Raw genomic sequence first — 16,348 nt, forward strand, 5'->3', positions numbered from 1 at the left:
GGCGGTCGTCGTGGATGGCGGTCGTGGTGGCCGGCGGGCGGCACTTCGCGGACATGGCGGGGAGACGCGTGATGTCTGTGAGTCATCATGATGACTCACAGACATCAAGCTCAGCCGACGGCGGTGGCTGACGGCGGGGCGCTGCCGCCCTGCGGCGCCTCCGGGACCATCAGTCGGATGATCTCCGCCCGGTCGGCGGGCGAGGGCAGCCCCCATTCCGGCCGGTAGCCGTACACCTCATGCAGTGGCGTGGAGCCGGTGCGACCGTCCAGGATCTCCACGGCGTCGGTGCCGATCAGGCCGGGGTGTTCGACGCCGCAGGCCTCGGCGACCTTGGTCAGGTCCCGGCGCAGGGTTCGCACGTAGTTGGCCGCCCGGACCGACTTCGACGCCGGGTCCAGGCCACGGGCGAGCCACGCGTTCTGCGTGGCGACACCGGTGGGGCAGGTGTCGGTGTGGCACTTCTGCGCCTGGATGCAGCCGATCGACAGCATCGCCTCCCGACCGACGTTGACCAGGTCGCAGCCGAGCGCGAACGCCACGATGGCGTTGTCCGGCAGGCCGAGCTTGCCGGCGCCGACGAAGACCACCTGCTCGTGCAGGCCGTGCTCGGCGAAGATCTTGTACACCCGGGAGAAGCCCTGCTGGAACGGGAGCGACACGGAGTCGGTGAAGATCAGCGGTGCGGCGCCGGTGCCGCCTTCACCGCCGTCGATCGTCACGAAGTCCACACCCCGGCCGGTGTTCCGCATCAGGGTGGCCAGCTCCTGCCAGAAGCCCAGGTCACCGACGGCCGACTTGATGCCGACCGGCAGACCGGTCTCGGCGGCCAGCAGCTCCACCCAGTCGAGCAGGCTGTCGCAGTCGGAGAACTCGGCGTGCCGGGACGGGCTGACGCAGTCCTGACCGGCCGGGATGCCCCGGGTGGCGGCGATCTCGGCGGACACCTTCGCCCCGGGCAGCAACCCACCGAGGCTCGGCTTGGCGCCCTGGCTCAGCTTGATCTCCAACGCCTTGACCGGGGCCCCGGCGACCAGGTCCTTCAGCCGGTCGAGGCTGAACCGGCCGTGCTCGTCGCGGCAGCCGAAGTACGCCGTGCCGAGTTGGAAGACCAGCTCACCACCGTTGCGGTGGTACGGCGACAGGCCGCCCTCACCGGTGTTCTGCAGGCAACCGGCGAGCGCCGCACCCTTGTTGAGCGCGGTGACGGCGTTGCCGGACAGCGAGCCGAAGCTCATCCCGGAGATGTTGACGACCGACTCGGGGCGGAACGCCCGGGCCCGCCCCCGTGCCGCGCCGAGCACCTTCGCGCAGGGCAACCGCACATCGTGCCCGGCGGCCGGTGACGACGGAGGCACGGCACGGCCGAACGTACGGTGCTTGATGATCGGGTACCCGGGGGTGTACTCGATGTCGTTGTCCGTACCGAAACCGAAGTAGTTGTTCTCCTGCTTGGCCGACGCGTACACCCAGCGGCGCTGGTCGCGGGTGAACGGCCGCTCCTCGTTGTTGCCGGCCACGATGTACTGCCGAAGCTCCGGCCCGATCGTCTCCAACAGATAGCGGGCGCGGCCGAGGATCGGGAAGTTGCGCAGCAGCGCGTGATCGCGCTGGATCAGGTCCCGCGCGGCGAGCGCCGCGACGGCGGTGGCGACGGCGGGTACGGCTCGACGGGCCCAGGTCATGCCCGGGAGTCTTTCCGCCCGGGCGGCGGATCAAACCGGTGAGCTGGCTGGTGGCGGTGCGGGTGCCCCCACACCGCCACCGGACGCTCAGCGGTGCCGGAACGACTCGCGGATCGATCCGCCGACGATCGTGCACCACGTGCTCGTGCTGAGCTTGCCGTTGCGCGGCAGCCCGTGCAGCGCCTGGAGCTCTTGCACCGCGCTCCGGGTGGCGTGGTCGTACGCCCCGGTCACGGTGACCGCGTACCCCTTGGTGGCGAGGATTTCCTGCACGGCAGTCACCGGCGCTCCGCTGGCGTGCTGGTCCAGCTCAGGCACCAGGGTTTCCCAGGTCGGGGTGGTGAGAGTGGCGTCCACGTCCACAGCGATGCCGTTGCGGGCCTGCCAGTCCTGCACGGCCGCGACGGTCGCGGCGTCGAACGTGCCGCTGACGGTCACCGGGTAGCCCCGGAAGGCGAGCAGGTGCTGCACCACCCGGACCGAGGGGGAGTTGACGAAGCGCCACAGGTCCGGCCAGCGGCGCGCCGGCACGTCACCGAGCGTGGTGCCGAGGGCGGCGTGCACGCGCCGCCGCAGCTCGGGGAACTGCCGGTAGAAGGCCGCGCCCGGGCACTCGGTGGTGCGGAAGTCCCAGTGGCCGAAGATGTCGTGCGCGTGCAGCCCGTACTGCCGGCAGATCGCGACGCAGAGCTTGACCAGCGAGTCGGTCAACGCCTTCGGCGGGGTCTCGGTGACGTAGGTGCCCTCGTTCTCGATGCCGATCGCCCGGCCGTTCTCACCCGGGCAGTGCGCCGAGATCATCTGCCGGTCGCCGGCTTCGAGGCGCTCCAGACTGCCCCGGCGGCCCTCCAGCACGTAGCCGCCGCGGCTGACCGTGAAGTGCTGGCCGGTGTCCGACCAGCCGTTGCCGTCGATGTGCAGGTCCTGGCAGTCGTGGGCGAGCTTCACCGCCTGCTCACGGGAGTAGTCGGTGACGTTCGGGAACGCCATGTGGTGCACGATGATCTTGTTGGTGGCGATGGCGCTCACCGACAGCGGATCCTTCGGCGGGCGGGCGGCCCACTCGTCACAGCTGATGATCCAGTCCAGGTCGGTGCCCGGCGCGGCCTGCGCTGCGCCCGGGAAGGCGAGTTCGCTCCCGACGACGGCGACCGTGGCGGCGCCGAGACCGGCCCGCAGCAGCGTCCGGCGATCCACTTCGGAATGGTCGACGTGCATGGCATCTCCTCCTGCGGCCGACGGCGGGGGATGAAAAGTAGCTCCAGTGGCCGCACGTACTCCGGAGAATATTGCCAAGACTCGCCCGCGCGCTAGAGGGCCGGCAGAGCTCGTGATCACCGGTGTTTCCGCGCGCCGGGTCGGGGGTAGGTCGGGGCAGACCGATCCGGCTGCCCCTTAAGGAATGACCAGATGAGTGACAACGTCAGCGACGCGGTGGGCGACGCGCTCCGCTCGGTGATGCTCTTCCTGCCCAAGGCCGTCGCCTTCCTGGCGATCCTGGTGGCCGGATGGCTGATCGCCAAGGCGGTACTGAAGATCGTGGAGAAGGTCCTCGAACGGGTGGGCTTCGACCGCGCCGTCGAACGCGGCGGCATCCGCCGCGCGTTGAGTCGCTCCCGGTACGACGCCAGCGACATCGTCGCGAAGCTCGCCTACTACGCGGTGCTGCTGTTCACCCTCCAGCTCGCCTTCGGCATCTGGGGGCCGAACCCGATCTCCGACCTGCTCGGTGCGGTGATCTCGTGGCTGCCCCGGGCCTTCGTCGCGATCGTCATCGTCGTGGTCGCCGCCGCCATCGCCAACGCGGTCAAGGACATCATCAGCGGCGCGCTCGGCGGCCTGTCGTACGGCCGGGCGCTGGCCACCATCGCCTCGGTGTTCATCCTCGGCCTCGGCGTCATCGCCGCGCTGAACCAGATCGGGGTGGCCACCGCGGTCACCACTCCGGTGCTGATCGCCGTGCTGGCCACGATTGGCGGCATCCTCGTCGTCGGTGTCGGCGGCGGCCTGATCCGTCCGATGCAGAGTCGGTGGGAGTCGTGGCTGACCCGCGCCGAGCGGGAGTCGCGGCTGATCGCCGAGCACGCCCAGGCGTACCGGGCCGGTCGCCGCGACGCCGAGGCGGAACTGGCCCGCGCTTCGGCCCCCACCAGCGACCCGGAGGCCACCCAGGTGGTGACCCGCCCCGCCGACACCGACGCCACCCAGGTCGTGCGCTTCCCGGTCAGCTCCGACGCCGACGACACCACCCAGGTGGTCAGCCGCTCGGCCGACCCCGACGTCACGCAGGTGGTGGGCGCCGGTGCCGGCTCCGACACGACCCAGGTGGTCACCGGCGGCACCGACCGAGCGGTGCCCGGCCCGCGCGCCGGCGACGACAGCGAGACCACCACTGTCATTCCGCCGGTCGACCGGCGCTGACATCCGGCGTTACGGCGGGGCGGGATCGACCTGATCCCGCCCCGCCTCGCGTTCTGCGCACCGCCTCGCCTACCCGGCCCGGTTCGCGCTGCCCGCACGCCGAAAGCGCTGGCCGCCACCGCGCCGGTTGTCTAGCATCGCGGGCATGACCTGGCGACATTGATCCAGCGGCGTAGGCCGATCCCGTGGGCCACCACGGGCACCGCACGTCCGGTGTCCGTCTCCACTCCCACGGGAAGGCCCCATGATCTCCATCGTCTCGCGCGTGCCCGACCCGGCGGTCCGCCGGCTGACGGCGACCCTCTACGGGTACGCGTTCCTCAGCGACCTTGTCCTGCTCTACCCGCTGTACGTGGTGTTCTTCGCCGACACCGGGCTGTCGGTGGGGCAGATCGCGTCGCTGTTCGTCATCTGGTCGGCCGCCGGAATCCTGTTCGAGGTGCCCTCCGGCGCGTGGGCCGACGTGCTGTCCCGCCGGCTGCTGCTGTGCCTCGCCCCGCTGGTGGCCGCCGCCGGTTTCGCGCTCTGGGTGCTGCTGCCGTCGTACCCGGCGTTCGCTGGTGGTTTCCTGCTCTGGGGCGCCGCTGGCGCGCTGGTGTCCGGTGCCCTGGAGGCGCTGGTCTGGACCGAACTGGACCGGCTCGGCGCGGTCGGCCGGTACGCCCGGGTGCTCGGGCGGGCACGGACGGCGGGTGTGCTGGGCGTGGTGCTCTCCGGAGTGCTCGCCGGTCCGGTGCTCGCCGTCGGCGGGTATCCGGCGGTCGGCGCGGCCAGCGTGGCCGCCTGCCTGCTCGCCGCGATCGCCGCCACCCGCTTTCCGGAGCACCGCGCGCCAGCCGCCGCACGCGTCACGGTCGCCGAGCCGGTGCCGGCTGCCGGGCCGGTGAATGCCGCACCACCCCGGCCGGACCAGCCGGACACCGCCCCACCGGCGGGCCCGGACGAGCCGGACACCGTCCCGCCGGCGAGCCCGGACGACGATGCCGACCTGGGATGGTGGGACACGCTGCGGGCCGGGGTGGCGCAGGTCCGCACCCGCGCGCCGGTGCGGTCGGCAGTGCTGCTGGTGGCGGTGGTCGCCGCCGACTGGGGTGCCCTGGACGAGTACACCCCGCTGCTCGCCCTGGACACCGGTGTCGGGGCGCAGGCCGTCCCACTGCTGCTCCTGCTGCTCTGGGCCGGGGTGACAGTCGGTGGGCTGCTCGCCCCGGCGGGGGAGCGGCTGGGCGGCCGAGGGTACGCCGCGCTGCTGGGGCTGGTCGGCGTCGCGCTGGCCGGCGGTGCACTGCTGCGGCACCCGGCGGGGTTCGTGCTGATCGCGGTGGCCTTCGGCGCGGCGCAGCTGGCCACCGTGCTGGCCGACGCCCGGTTGCAGGCCCGGATCACCGGCACCAGCCGCGCCACCGTCACATCCCTGGCCGGGATGGCCACCGACGTCCTGATCATCGTGACGTACGCCGGTTACGGCCTGCTCGCCACGGCGGCCGGCAACGCGGTGGCGTTCGCGCTGACCGCCGGGGCGTACCTCGTGGTGGCGCTGGTGTTGCTGACCCGCCGCCGGCGCCGCGCGGTGGTGCCCACCGGTGTGGTCGCGGCGGTGACGCCCGGCCGGCACTGACCGGGGCCCGGCGGCGGCCCGAGGGGGTCGCCGCCGGGCCGTGTGGTCAGCCGTCCAGGTGCAGGAACGACCACTGGTGGCCGTCGACGTCCCGGAAGCCACGCATGTACATCGGCCCGTTGGCCATCCCCGGCCCGAGCGACTCGCCACCGGCGACGGCCGCCTGGTCGACCAGCTCGTCGACCTGCCCCCGGCTCTGCGCCGACAGCCCGACGATGACCTCCCGGCTGGTCTCCGTGTCCGGGGTGGCGACACCGGTGAACCTCTCGAAACCCGAGCGCAGGTGCAGCACCAGCCGGGTGGTGTCGGAGATGGTGAGCACCATGCTGTCGCCGTCCGGCTCGCCCTGGTCGCTGGTGAAGCCGATCGCCCGGTAGAACTCGGCGGCGGTGGTCAGGTCGCGCACCGGCAGGTTGATGAACGTCATGGTCATCGGTGGCCTCCGTCCGTTTCGAGCAGTGCCTTGAGTGCGGCGAGTCGTTCCCGCCAGTACGCCTTCAGCTCCGCGGCCTGCTCAGCCCCGGTCAGCTTCTCGTGCAGGACGCTGACCCGGGCCTTTGACTCGCCGACAGCGTCGATGCCGACGACAATCCGGGTCGGGCCACCGGCCCAGCCGGCCCGGAAGATCCGGGGCGCGGTGGCGGTGCGGACGCGTACCTCGACGTCGGGCAGCCAACGGGCGCTCTCGCCGGTCTTCGCCATCCGGTCCGGACCCGGGCCTTGAACGATCTCTGGGTGGTCATCACATGCTCCCGGTCAACGGCACGGTCACCGGGACTCACGCTCGCGCCGACCCTGCCGGAGTGGGGCATGTGGCACCACGTCCCGAGGGCTCCAGGCCCCCTTTGCCTCCGCGTTGCCGGCGGCGTGAGCGCCGGGAGGGAGGTGCGGCGCAGGACGACGCCGACGTCATCGTACGCCCCGACCGGCCGTCGGCGCAGCCGTCAGGGCTGGTCACCGTCGAGGTAGACCCACCGGCCGTCCTCGCGGACGAACCGGCTGTGTTCGGTCACCGTGCCGGGCCGGCCCCCGTGCCGGTAGTGGGCGTGGAAGCTCACCGTGCCGGCGGCGTCGAGTAGGCCGCCCCGCTCGGTCCGCACGATCTCCAGTCGGGTCCACCGCTGCCCCGGGTCGAGCTCCAGAGAGGCGGGCCGGGTCGACGAGTGCCAGCTGCGCAGCAGGTAACCGGAGTCGCCGAGGGCGAAGGCGCTGAACCGGGAGCGCATCAGGGCCTCGGCCGTCGCCGGGGCGTCGCCCGTGTGCGCCGGGGCGCAGCAGTCCGCGTACGCCCGGCCGGAGCCGCACGGGCACACCCGTCCCGCCGTCGCGTTCGCCCGCCGGCGTCCCGCACCCTTGCCCACGTCGCTATCCTGCCGCACCCGTTCTAGTCCAGCGGCACCGGCAGTGGCACCGGCCGCTTGGCCACCCGGTCGTCACCCGAGGACCGGCCGCGCAGGTGCCGGACCAGCCAGGGCAGCAGGTGCCGGCGGGTCCAGGCCAGCTCGGCGCCGAACACCTCACCCCGGCGTCGCCGCGCGGCCGGTGGCAACGGTTGCGTCCAGGAGTCGTCGAATCCGGGCAGACCCGCCGTGTACGCCAACGCGGCGGCGATCCGCTCGTGCCCGGCGCTGTTGGCGTGCAGCCGGTCGTCGCTCCACAGCCGGGGATCGGAGGAGACCGGGTGGGCACCCAGGTCGAGGAGGGTGGCGCCGGTCCGCGCGGTGGCGGCCCGCAGCGCCTCGTTGAGCGCCAGCATGCGACCCCGCAGGGGCCGGGCCAGCGGCATCACGGGCGCCGGGTCCGGCATCGTGAACGTCAGCACGGTGGCCCCCTGATCGACGAGCGCCTGCTGCATCGCCGCCACATCACCGGCGACCTGGTCCGCGTCGAAGGAGGGGCGCAACACGTCGTTCATGCCGGCGACGACGGTGGCCAGGTCGGGGGCCAGGTCGAGGGCCGGCTGGAGCTGCTCGGCCCGGATCAGCGCGGTGGTCCGGCCACGGATGGCCAGGTTCGCGTATTCCAGACCGCCCTGGGCGCGGGCCACCGCCAGGGCGAACCGGTCGGCCCAGCCCCGGTAGCCGCCGGCGCCGTCCGGGTCGTCGAGCCCCTCGGTGGTGCTGTCGCCGATCGCCACGTACCGCTGCCACATCACCCGGGCGAGGTTAGCCCTCCGGCACCTCGGGCGGACCGTCGACCGGTCGACAACGACGGTTGACGATCCTCCCTAGACTCGCGACATGACGCGAGCCCCTGCGGTGGCACTGGCCCCGAACGTCTGGCGTATCCCCACTGTCGGCCGTTCGGCCGTCAACTCGTACGCCTTCGTCGACGACGACGGCAGCGTCACACTTGTCGACTGCGGGCTGGCCAAGGCGCCGGCCCGGATCGTGCGCGGGCTGGCGGCGATCGGCAAGGTGCCGGCGGACGTCACCCGGATCGTGCTCACCCACGCGCACCCCGATCATGCCGGCGGCGCGGCGGAGTTGGCCCGCCGTACCGGTGCTCCGGTCGCGGCGCACGCCGCCGACGTGGCGTACGCGCAGGCGGGCCGCGCGCCGGTCAGCGACCCGGCGGTGACCGGCGGCCGGCTCTTCGCCCGGCTCAACAGCGGCCGGTTTCCGGCGGTCGAGGTGGCCCAGCCGCTGGCCGACGGGGACCTGCTCGACGTCGGTGGCGGCCTGCGGGTGGTGCACACCCCGGGGCACTCGCCCGGGCACGTGTCGCTGCTGCACGAGCCGACCCGCCTGCTGATCACCGGGGACGCGTTGTTCAACGTGCTCGGCGTCCGGTGGCCGATGCGGTGGCTGTGCAGCGACTTCCAGATGACCCGGGAGACCGCGCACGTGCTCGGCGAGTTGGAGTACGACCTGGCGGCCTTCACCCACGGTCCCGAGTTGACCGACAACCCCCGCGACCGCATCCGCGCCTTCCTCTCCGCGCATCGTTGAGCGGCCCGCCGGCGGGCCTCACAGCCAGCCGGACCGGCGGAACAGGCGGTACAGGAACACTGCCGCCGCCGCCATCAGGGTCAGCGCCCCGGCGTAGCCGTAGCGCCAGGCCAGCTCGGGCATGTGGTCGAAGTTCATGCCGTAGATGCCGGCGATGCCGGTCTGGGTTGCCGCGATGGCCGCCCAGGCGGCGATCTTGCGCATGTCGTTGTTCTGCTCCACGGCGAGCTGCGCCAGCCGCGACTGGACGATCGAGGTGAGCAGGTCGTCGTACGCGGCCACCCGATCCACCGCCCGGCTCAGCCGGCCGTCCACGTCGACGAACCAGCGGTGCAGGGCGCGCGGCGGGCCGTCGGGTTCGAGCAGCGTACGCATCGGCGCCTGCAACGGCAGGACCGCCCGCTTGAACTCCACCACCTCCCGTTTGAGCTGGTAGATGTGCTGGATGTCGGCCGTGCGGTCGCGGGCGAACACCGCCTCCTCGACCCGCTCGAGGTCGCGTTCCACGTGCCCGGCCACCTCCAGGTAGGAGTCGACCATGCGGGCGCAGACCGCGTACGCCACCGCCCACGGGCCGGCGGCCAGCAGCGCGGGGCGGCGCTCGATGTCGGCGCGGACGCTGCGCAGCGCCCCGGCGGCACCGTGCCGCACAGTGATGGCGAAGCGGTCACCGAGCAGCACCATGACGTCCCCGGTGTCGATGACCTCCGAGGTGTCGGTCAACTCGTCGTGCTCCACGTACCCGGCGGTGCGCAGGACCAGCAGCGTGACCGGCCCGTTGCGCTGCACGGTGGGCCGGTGCCCGTCGGCGAGCGCCTGTTCGACGGTCAGCTCGTCGAGGCCGAAGGTCCGGCCGACCGCGGCGAGCACGGCCGCGCCGGGATCGTGCAGTCCGAGCCACACGAAGGCGTCGCGGCCGTGCCGGGCCCGGGCATACGCGTCGGCGTAGTGGAGGTGACCGGGTTCCCGGCGGCCGTTGACGTAGACGGCGCAGTCGACCACGGCGTCCGGGTTGGACCGACGGGGGGTGGGGGAGCCGTCCTCGATCCGTCCGAGCAGTCGATGGGCCAGGGCCCGTACGCGTCGACCTGCTCGGTCCCGTACCGGTCGCTGATCCACCGCGTGCCTCCCCGCCGCCGACGCACCACCTCGATCAGGGATGGTGCCACCGCATTCTGCCGAGCAGTGCCCGGCGCACGGCAGCGGGGCGGCGGTGCGGGTGACTGAGGCGGGCCACCCCGTTCAGGCGGTGCGGGTGGCGAAGACGACGACGTTGTCGACGTAGTTGCCGCTCGTGGCGTCGAACCGGCCGCCGCAGGTGATCAGGCGCAGCTCGGCGGCGTCCGCCGGGCCGTAGACCAGCGTGGTGGGGAAGTGCTCCTTGGGGTACGCGCGAACGGCGTCCACTGTGAACGTCGCGACCCGTGCGTCGGCGCGGGTGACCTGGACCTGCTGCCCGGCGCGGAGCCGACCGAGGTCGAAGAAGACCGCCGGCCCCGACGGTGCGTCGACGTGTCCCACCAGGACGGCGTTGCCGGTCTCGCCGGGGCTGACCCCGTGCCGGTACCAGCCGGCGAGGGTGGGCCGGTCCAGTGGCGGCACCTCCAGCACCCCGCTGGCGTCCGCGCCGACGGGAACGATGTCGGCGCGGACGCCGATGGCGGGGATCTGCACCCGGACCGGCGCGGCGGGTGGCAGCGGGGCCAGGTCCGGTGCGAGGTGGGTGCGGGTCGGCGCGTCGGCCGACGGTCGCGGTGGCCGGGCCGGGTCGGCGGTGAGGCCGACGGTGATCAGCCCGAGCCCGGTCACGCCGAGCAGGGCGACCACTGCCGGTAGGGTCCGCCGCCACCACACCTGCGCACCTCCGGGTGGGTTCGTCGGGGTGCCCGCGCCGGTGTCACCGGCGCGGGCACCCGTCTCAGGGATGGAACGGCCGCCGGTCAGGCGACAGTGGACACCGGACGGCGCCGGCGGATCAGGATCACCGCGCCGGCGAGGGCGGTGCCGAGCAGTGTGCCGCCGGCGGCGAGAGCGCCGGTGTCACGGTTGTCGCCTCCGGAGCCGGCGGGCGCGCCGCCGATCGGGGTGACGGTGAAGGTGGCGGTGCCGGCCGAGCTGCCGTCGCCGCAGGTGGCCGCCACCGTGTAGGTGCCCAGGGTGAACCCGGCGGTGAAGAGTTCGGCGCTCAGCCCGCCGCCGGCGGCGGCCGTGGTGGATCGGACGTTCTGGTCGCGGTTGGGGCCGGTGACCCGGAAGAGGGCATCACCCGACTTCGGGTTGCAGGTCGTCGCGGTGAGCACGACGGTTCCACCGACCGGGGTGGTGGCCGGTGACACGGTGGTGTCGGCCAGTGCGGCGCCTGGCAGCAGGAGCGTGCCGAGGCCCACGCCGAGCGCCGCCGAGCAGAGTGCTGTTGAGACCTTCATACGCGTCTTCCCTCACTTTTCGTCCGCTGACTGCGTGGGACGTCGTTCGGGTGGCCAACTCCGTGACTAGCACCGGTGTGCCCAACACTAGGTGGGTTGGGTCCTCGATCAGGTGAAAATGAGAAATCCTCGTTGCCGTCACGTGTCCACCCGAAGGCGGGGAGAGCCGCGAGCTGTCGCCGCTGGGTCGATGGCGAGGTATTGCCGGCGACGCCGCGAATGAGGCGCTGCTTAGTGCGGGCCGGCTGCCCTGGCCGGCCCGTTGCCGTGGGTCAGCCCGCCGGGGTCGGTTCGGGCATCGGCTCGCCGGTCTCCACCAGCGTCTTGAGGCTGGCCAGCAGCTCCGGCCAGCCACCGCTGCCGTCGAGTTGGCCGCTGATCGCCCGGTGCATCTCGCTGTCGGGGGAGAAGTCGTCGTGGATGACTGTCAGTCGGACGGCTCGGTCGCCGTGCGGCTCGATCTCGAAGGTCACCTTCGACCGGCGCTCGCCGAGCCGGGCGGCCAGCTCCTCGGCGGACCAGCCGAAGTGCTCGGCGTGCTCGGGCTGGAAGCCGTGCCAGCTGTAGGAGAGGCGGCGGTACGGCTCGGCGACGAGCACCCGCTGGCCCAGGTCGCGGGGCTCGACGTCCGGCGCGTCCTGCCACAGCACCGGCGATCCGGCCTGCCAGTCCGACATCAGCGCCACCCCACCCCAGTAGCGGCGGGTGAACGCCGGTTCCGTGAGCGCGGCCCACAGTCGCTGCGCGGTGGTGGTGACGTAGGTCGTGTAGACGAAGGTGGGGCTTTCCATGGCTTGTCGCTCCAATGCGGTGGTCAGGTCGGCGAGGGCGGCGGCGCGCTCGCGGTCGTAGCGGCTGAGCCACCGGTCGGCGATGGCGTTGATGGGGGCGGCGTTGAGGTAGTGCAACTTCTCCCGGCCGCGGCGCACCGTGGTGACGAGATTGGCGGCCTCCAGCACCGACAGGTGCTTGCTGACGGCCTGTCGGCTGGTGGCCAGCCCGTCGCAGAGCTCCCGCAGGGTCTGTCCGTTGCGGTCGTTGAGCCGGTCGAGCAGGCGACGCCGGCTGGGGTCGGCCAGCGCCCGGAACGCGTCGTCCATCGACCCTCCCGACAATAGGCAACCCGGCGGTTGCGTATCAACTTAGGCAGCCAGCAAGTTGCCTGTCAATCGGGCTCGCACGCCCGCGCCGACGCGTCCGCCCCGATGGGCTCTGCGTCGTCGCCACCATGGCGACGCGCGGTCGGGCGCGGCGGTGTGGCAGCGTGGTGCGGGTGACCGACTCCGCGCCGCTCGACGTCGACCTCGCGCTGCTCGGTGGCGGCGGCGCGGCGTCACTGCTGCTCGCCGCACTGGACCGACACGGCGTCCGGGATCAGCGGATCGCCATCGTCGACCCGGTGCGCCGACGCGGTCAGGACCGCACCTGGGCGTTCTGGGGCCACCCCGACACCGACCTGGACCCGCTGCTCAGCGCGAGCTGGCAGCAGGTCGAGGTGGCGACCGCGGCGCGCCGCCGCGTCCTGGACCTCACCCCGCTGCGGTACGCCATGCTCCGCTCCGGCCCGGTCTACGACCGGGCTGCCGACGCCGAGCGACGCCTGCACGCCACCCGGATCGTCGCGCCGGCCGACACGGTGCGCGACGACGGCACCCGGGTGCTGGTGCGTACCGGCGACGGGCGCACCGTACGGGCCGGCTGGGTGCTCGACTCGCGTCCCCGCCCGCCGGCCCGAGCGGGGCGAACCACCTGGTTGCAGCACTTCCGGGGGTGGTGGCTGGAGGCGGACCGGCCGGTGTTCGACCCGACCCGCGCGGTGCTGATGGACTTCCGCACCCCGCAGCCGCCCCGGGGCGTCTCCTTCGGCTACGTGCTGCCGGTCAGCGACCGCTACGCCCTGGTCGAGTACACCGAGTTCTCGCCGGACCTGCTCACCGACGCCGGGTACGACGCGGCGCTGACCGGCTACCGGGACCTGCTCGGCCTGGACCCGGCCGGGTTGCGGGTGCGCGAGGTGGAGAACGGGGTCATCCCGATGACCGACGCGCCCTTCCCGGCCCGGCCCACCCCCCGGGTGGTCCGGCTCGGTACGGCCGGTGGCGCGACCCGCCCCTCCACCGGTTTCACCTTCTCCGCCATGTACCGCCAGGCCGACCAGGTGGCCCGCGCCCTCGCCGCCGGCCGGGCGCCGGTGCCCGCGCCGGCGTACCCGCGCCGGCACCGCTGGATGGACGCGGTGGCGTTGCGGGCGCTGGACCGGGGTGGGGTGGGCGGTCCGGAGTTCTTCGACCGGCTCTTCGACCGCAACCCGGCCGAGCGGGTGCTGCGTTTCCTCGACGGCGGCACCACTCCGGCCGAGGAGGTCGCGATCATGAATTCGACCCGGCTGGTGCCGATGATCGCCGCGACCGCTGGTGACGCCGCAGACCGGGTGCGCGACCGGCTGCGCCCCACCCGGCCCGCGCCGGCCATCCCACCGGCGGTGGTGGGTGCGGCGCCCGGCGCGGCCGGCGCACCGCGTCCGACCTGACCGGGGTCGACTCCCGCCCCGAGCGGGTGCCGTGCGGCGCGGGCGTCGCGACGCGCCGGCCCCGAGCGGGGAGGACGACGTCCGCGCCCGGTAGGTTGCCGGGCATGGTGGACGCGGTGGCCGGCAGGGGCGTGCAGATCTGGACCGACGGGGCGTGCAGTGGCAACCCCGGCCCGGGTGGTTGGGGTGCCCTGCTGCGTTACGGCGATCACGAGCGGGAGTTGTGCGGCGGTGAGGCCACGCCCACCACCAACAACCGGATGGAGCTGATGGCGGCCATCCAGGCGTTGGAGAGCCTGAACCGGCCGGTCACCGTGGAGCTGCACACCGACAGCACGTACGTGCGCAACGGCATCACCAGTTGGCTGGCGTCGTGGAAGCGCAACGGGTGGCGGACCGCCGCGAAGCAGCCGGTGAAGAACGCCGACCTGTGGCAGCGGTTGGAGGCGGCCTGCGAACGGCACGAGGTGACCTGGCTGTGGGTCAAGGGGCACAACGGGCACCCGGAGAACGAGCGGGCCGACGGGCTCGCCAACAAGGGCATGACCGAGGCGCGGGCCGCGCTGACCAGCCGCTGAGCCGGGGTCAGCGGGTCGCGTCGGGGTGCCCCGGCATGCTGGAGCCACCACCGCTGCTGCCGGAGGAACCACCGGCGACGCCCGAGTTGTCGGGCTCGGTCACGATGTCCGGCCGGACGTCGGTGTCCGCCGGTGCGGGGACCTCGGTGTCCGTCTCGACCTGCACTAGTGAGGTCTGGCCGGCCTCGTCCTCGCTGTGCTGCGGGTCGCCCGGCTGTTCACCTTGGCGATTTCGGTAGCCCACGCCGTGCCCCCCGTCGATGCCGGTTCGCGTCGGCGCTGGCTACCCGGCGTCGTCCCGGCCGAAACCTCGTGCTCAGCGGCGGCGGCCCCGATGGGCGCGGGCCGGGGACCGGGTCGGCTGGCGGACCGGGGTGAGTGGCAGCGCCGTCCAGTGCGCCGGCCGGGTGAGCGTATGCGGCAGCCCGGTGCGGGTGTCGCCCCGGGCGGCGTCCAGTTGGGTCTGGTGCAGGAAGAGCGTGCGCCGCAGGTCCGCGCCCCGCAGATCGGCCCCGCGCAGGTCCGCGCCGGTGACGTCGGCCAGGCCGAGATCCGCTCCGCGCAGATCGGCGCCGATGAGCAGCGCCCCGCGAAGGTTGGCCCGGCGAAGGTCGACCCGGCGCAGGTCCACCCCGAGCAGGTGCGCGCCCCGCCGGTCGGCACCCACGGGGGCCCGGGCCGCGTCGCTGGCCCGGGACAGCAGCGGGTTGACCCGGGCCCGGTGGGCGTCGACGTCCACCGCGCGAAGCCGCGCGGGGTCACCCTCGGTGAGTGTCAGCGTCTCCGCGCGGGCGCGTTCCAGATCGGCGCGCAGGTCGGCCGGCGGGCGCAGCGCCACCGCCTCGGTGAGGTACCAGAGCAGTTCGTGCAGCGGTCGCAGCACCGCGAAAGCCTCCGCCATCGCCGGCAACGTCTCCGGCGCGTCCCGCCAGTCCCGCCCGCCGAAGGTCACCTGGGCGACCTGCTGCCCGGCGCCGAAGCAGTCGAACACCGTGCAGCCGGGAAAACCGCGTTGCCGCAGCTCGGTGTGGATGCCGCAGCGGTGGTCGGGGCGCAGGTTGGGGCAGGGCGAGCCGGCCGGCTTGTCGATGGCGAAGTCAGTCGACGCGGCGAAGGCGGGCACCACGCAGCACAGCCCGAAGCAGCGTCCGCAGTCGGCGCGCAGCTGCGCCGCCCCGGACGGCGGTGCGGTGCGGTCCGACACGCCGACGGTCCTCCTGACGATCAGGTGGTCACCATTGTTTCCTGTGCCGCGCCGACCGGGCCGGTCGGGGGTCACCGTGCGTGCGGTCAGCGGCCGTCGCCGCCGATGCTGGTCAGACCGATCGCCAGTCGTCGTTCGGCAACGCCGCTGCCTGGGGGCCCATCAGCAACATGCCCCCGTCGACCGGCCAGGACGCGCCGGTGACGTAGCTGGCGGCGGGGGAGGCGAGCAACGCGACCACGGCGGCCACCTCCCGGGCGTCGCCGGGCCGACCCACCGGCACGCCGGGCCGTTCCTGGGTGAACGGGTCGACGTCCTCCTGACCGGTCATCGGGGTGGCGATCTCGCCCGGGGCGACGGCGTTGACGGTGATCCCGTCGGCGGCCAACTCCTGGGCCATCACCCGGGTCAGCAGCCCGAGCCCGCCCTTCGCGGCGCAGTACGCGGCGGAGCCCACCCGGGGCGCGTGCTCGTGCACGCTGGTGATGTTGATGATCCGCCCACCGGTGCCGGCGGCCCTCATCCGTCGCGCGGCCCGCTGGGCGCACAGGAAGGGCGCGTCCAGGTCGACGGCGAGCACCTCGCGCCACTGTTCCCACCCGGTGTCGACGAACGGGGTGGAGGCCCCGACGCCGGCGTTGTTGACCAGTACCCCGATGCCGCCGAGCCGGTCGGCCAGCTCGTCCACCACCGCCGCCGCGTCCGGCAGTCGGGTCAGGTCCACCTCGGCGAGCTCGCAGCGCCGGCCCGTCGCGCGGACCTCGGTGGCTGTCCGCTCGGCGCCGTCGGGATCGCCGTACCAGGTGATGCCGATCTCGAAGCCGGCCGTGGCCAGCGCCACCGCGCAGGCCTTGCCGATGCCGGAGTCCGCGCCGGTGACGACCGCGATCCTCGGGTAGTTCTCGTATCGCTGCGGCATGCTGGCGCACTACCCC

At 73.3% G+C, this 16,348-nt stretch carries 18 protein-coding genes; 5 read left to right on the forward strand and 13 right to left on the reverse strand.

All coding sequences use genetic code 11. From position 1 onward, the window contains the following. Positions 1 to 110: 110 nt before the first annotated feature. Entirely contained in the window at positions 111 to 1,685 is a 1,575-nt protein-coding gene (locus tag AB0C03_RS25395; RefSeq protein WP_210866303.1) for an FMN-binding glutamate synthase family protein, read from the reverse strand. 87 nt (positions 1,686 to 1,772) lie between these two features. Beyond that, positions 1,773 to 2,903, reverse strand: a complete 1,131-nt coding sequence (locus tag AB0C03_RS25400; RefSeq protein WP_210866302.1) for a peptidoglycan recognition protein family protein — start codon at positions 2,901 to 2,903, stop codon at positions 1,773 to 1,775. 192 nt (positions 2,904 to 3,095) lie between these two features. On the opposite strand from AB0C03_RS25400, the gene AB0C03_RS25405 reads away from it, so the two are divergent. Both AB0C03_RS25405 and AB0C03_RS25410 read left to right on the forward strand, forming a co-directional pair. Next, on the forward strand, positions 3,096 to 4,106 hold the full coding sequence (locus tag AB0C03_RS25405; RefSeq protein ID WP_357639253.1) for a mechanosensitive ion channel family protein: 1,011 nt from the start codon (positions 3,096 to 3,098) through the stop codon (positions 4,104 to 4,106). A gap of 244 nt (positions 4,107 to 4,350) precedes the next feature. After that, complete coding sequence (locus tag AB0C03_RS25410) at positions 4,351 to 5,724, forward strand: MFS transporter (protein WP_357639256.1); 1,374 nt, start codon at positions 4,351 to 4,353, stop codon at positions 5,722 to 5,724. 46 nt (positions 5,725 to 5,770) lie between these two features. On the opposite strand, the gene AB0C03_RS25415 is transcribed toward AB0C03_RS25410, so the two are convergent. The 4 genes from AB0C03_RS25415 to AB0C03_RS25430 all read right to left on the reverse strand — a co-directional run bounded on the left by AB0C03_RS25415 (position 5,771) and on the right by AB0C03_RS25430 (position 7,876). After that, positions 5,771 to 6,157: a VOC family protein gene (locus tag AB0C03_RS25415; protein WP_357639259.1), complete on the reverse strand. Its 387-nt coding sequence runs from the start codon at positions 6,155 to 6,157 to the stop codon at positions 5,771 to 5,773. Then, positions 6,154 to 6,426, reverse strand: coding sequence for a hypothetical protein (locus tag AB0C03_RS25420; RefSeq protein WP_357639262.1), 273 nt, complete (start codon positions 6,424 to 6,426; stop codon positions 6,154 to 6,156). The genes AB0C03_RS25415 and AB0C03_RS25420 overlap by 4 nt, the downstream gene beginning before the upstream one ends. Positions 6,427 to 6,668: 242 nt before the next feature. Beyond that, complete coding sequence (locus tag AB0C03_RS25425) at positions 6,669 to 7,085, reverse strand: YchJ family protein (protein WP_357639521.1); 417 nt, start codon at positions 7,083 to 7,085, stop codon at positions 6,669 to 6,671. A 23-nt stretch (positions 7,086 to 7,108) separates the two neighbouring features. Next, positions 7,109 to 7,876: an SGNH/GDSL hydrolase family protein gene (locus AB0C03_RS25430; protein WP_247680948.1), complete on the reverse strand. Its 768-nt coding sequence runs from the start codon at positions 7,874 to 7,876 to the stop codon at positions 7,109 to 7,111. Positions 7,877 to 7,964: 88 nt separating this feature from the next. Between AB0C03_RS25430 and AB0C03_RS25435 the strand changes: the two genes are divergently transcribed. Next, on the forward strand, positions 7,965 to 8,675 hold the full coding sequence (locus tag AB0C03_RS25435) for an MBL fold metallo-hydrolase (RefSeq protein ID WP_030332488.1): 711 nt from the start codon (positions 7,965 to 7,967) through the stop codon (positions 8,673 to 8,675). Positions 8,676 to 8,693: 18 nt separating this feature from the next. On the opposite strand, the gene AB0C03_RS25440 is transcribed toward AB0C03_RS25435, so the two are convergent. The 4 genes from AB0C03_RS25440 to AB0C03_RS25455 form a co-directional block, all read right to left on the reverse strand. Then, on the reverse strand, positions 8,694 to 9,794 hold the full coding sequence (locus AB0C03_RS25440) for a magnesium and cobalt transport protein CorA (RefSeq protein WP_357639266.1): 1,101 nt from the start codon (positions 9,792 to 9,794) through the stop codon (positions 8,694 to 8,696). Positions 9,795 to 9,917: 123 nt separating this feature from the next. After that, positions 9,918 to 10,529 carry a class F sortase gene (locus tag AB0C03_RS25445; RefSeq protein ID WP_357639268.1) on the reverse strand — a complete coding sequence of 204 codons (612 nt, stop codon included), beginning with the start codon at positions 10,527 to 10,529 and terminating at the stop codon, positions 9,918 to 9,920. Positions 10,530 to 10,615: 86 nt separating this feature from the next. Then, on the reverse strand, positions 10,616 to 11,101 hold the full coding sequence (locus tag AB0C03_RS25450; RefSeq protein ID WP_030332494.1) for a hypothetical protein: 486 nt from the start codon (positions 11,099 to 11,101) through the stop codon (positions 10,616 to 10,618). 272 nt (positions 11,102 to 11,373) lie between these two features. Continuing rightward, complete coding sequence (locus AB0C03_RS25455) at positions 11,374 to 12,201, reverse strand: ArsR/SmtB family transcription factor (RefSeq protein ID WP_357639271.1); 828 nt, start codon at positions 12,199 to 12,201, stop codon at positions 11,374 to 11,376. 173 nt (positions 12,202 to 12,374) lie between these two features. Between AB0C03_RS25455 and AB0C03_RS25460 the strand changes: the two genes are divergently transcribed. Both AB0C03_RS25460 and rnhA read left to right on the forward strand, forming a co-directional pair. After that, positions 12,375 to 13,631 (forward strand): lycopene cyclase family protein, encoded by a 1,257-nt coding sequence (locus AB0C03_RS25460; RefSeq protein WP_357639274.1) that lies wholly within the window; start codon positions 12,375 to 12,377, stop codon positions 13,629 to 13,631. A gap of 104 nt (positions 13,632 to 13,735) precedes the next feature. Next, positions 13,736 to 14,209, forward strand: a complete 474-nt coding sequence (gene rnhA, locus AB0C03_RS25465) for a ribonuclease HI (RefSeq protein ID WP_357639277.1) — start codon at positions 13,736 to 13,738, stop codon at positions 14,207 to 14,209. A 7-nt stretch (positions 14,210 to 14,216) separates the two neighbouring features. On the opposite strand, the gene AB0C03_RS25470 is transcribed toward rnhA, so the two are convergent. From AB0C03_RS25470 to AB0C03_RS25480, 3 genes are all read right to left on the reverse strand, one after another. Then, entirely contained in the window at positions 14,217 to 14,453 is a 237-nt protein-coding gene (locus tag AB0C03_RS25470; protein ID WP_030332502.1) for a hypothetical protein, read from the reverse strand. Between the two features lie 72 nt (positions 14,454 to 14,525). Continuing rightward, positions 14,526 to 15,413: a pentapeptide repeat-containing protein gene (locus AB0C03_RS25475; protein ID WP_051708502.1), complete on the reverse strand. Its 888-nt coding sequence runs from the start codon at positions 15,411 to 15,413 to the stop codon at positions 14,526 to 14,528. A 112-nt stretch (positions 15,414 to 15,525) separates the two neighbouring features. Further along, the gene (locus AB0C03_RS25480) at positions 15,526 to 16,332 is read right to left on the reverse strand and encodes an SDR family oxidoreductase (RefSeq protein WP_051708504.1); all 807 of its coding nucleotides are present in this window, start codon (positions 16,330 to 16,332) and stop codon (positions 15,526 to 15,528) included. Between the last annotated feature and the right edge of the window lie 16 nt (positions 16,333 to 16,348).

Source organism: Micromonospora parva (genome assembly GCF_040649675.1).
Classification (GTDB): Bacteria; Actinomycetota; Actinomycetes; order Mycobacteriales; family Micromonosporaceae; genus Micromonospora; species Micromonospora parva.

Bases quoted from the DNA above. Each gene is read 5' to 3' on its own strand.
- AB0C03_RS25395 (WP_210866303.1), bottom strand. From the start codon at position 1,685: ATGACCTGGGCCCGTCGAGCCGTACCCGCCGTCGCCACCGCCGTCGCG.
- AB0C03_RS25400 (WP_210866302.1), bottom strand. From the start codon at position 2,903: ATGCACGTCGACCATTCCGAAGTGGATCGCCGGACGCTGCTGCGGGCC.
- AB0C03_RS25405 (WP_357639253.1), top strand. From the start codon at position 3,096: ATGAGTGACAACGTCAGCGACGCGGTGGGCGACGCGCTCCGCTCGGTG.
- AB0C03_RS25410 (WP_357639256.1), top strand. From the start codon at position 4,351: ATGATCTCCATCGTCTCGCGCGTGCCCGACCCGGCGGTCCGCCGGCTG.
- AB0C03_RS25415 (WP_357639259.1), bottom strand. From the start codon at position 6,157: ATGACCATGACGTTCATCAACCTGCCGGTGCGCGACCTGACCACCGCC.
- AB0C03_RS25420 (WP_357639262.1), bottom strand. From the start codon at position 6,426: ATGGCGAAGACCGGCGAGAGCGCCCGTTGGCTGCCCGACGTCGAGGTA.
- AB0C03_RS25430 (WP_247680948.1), bottom strand. From the start codon at position 7,876: ATGTGGCAGCGGTACGTGGCGATCGGCGACAGCACCACCGAGGGGCTC.
- AB0C03_RS25435 (WP_030332488.1), top strand. From the start codon at position 7,965: ATGACGCGAGCCCCTGCGGTGGCACTGGCCCCGAACGTCTGGCGTATC.
- AB0C03_RS25450 (WP_030332494.1), bottom strand. From the start codon at position 11,101: ATGAAGGTCTCAACAGCACTCTGCTCGGCGGCGCTCGGCGTGGGCCTC.
- AB0C03_RS25455 (WP_357639271.1), bottom strand. From the start codon at position 12,201: ATGGACGACGCGTTCCGGGCGCTGGCCGACCCCAGCCGGCGTCGCCTG.
- rnhA (WP_357639277.1), top strand. From the start codon at position 13,736: ATGGTGGACGCGGTGGCCGGCAGGGGCGTGCAGATCTGGACCGACGGG.
- AB0C03_RS25480 (WP_051708504.1), bottom strand. From the start codon at position 16,332: ATGCCGCAGCGATACGAGAACTACCCGAGGATCGCGGTCGTCACCGGC.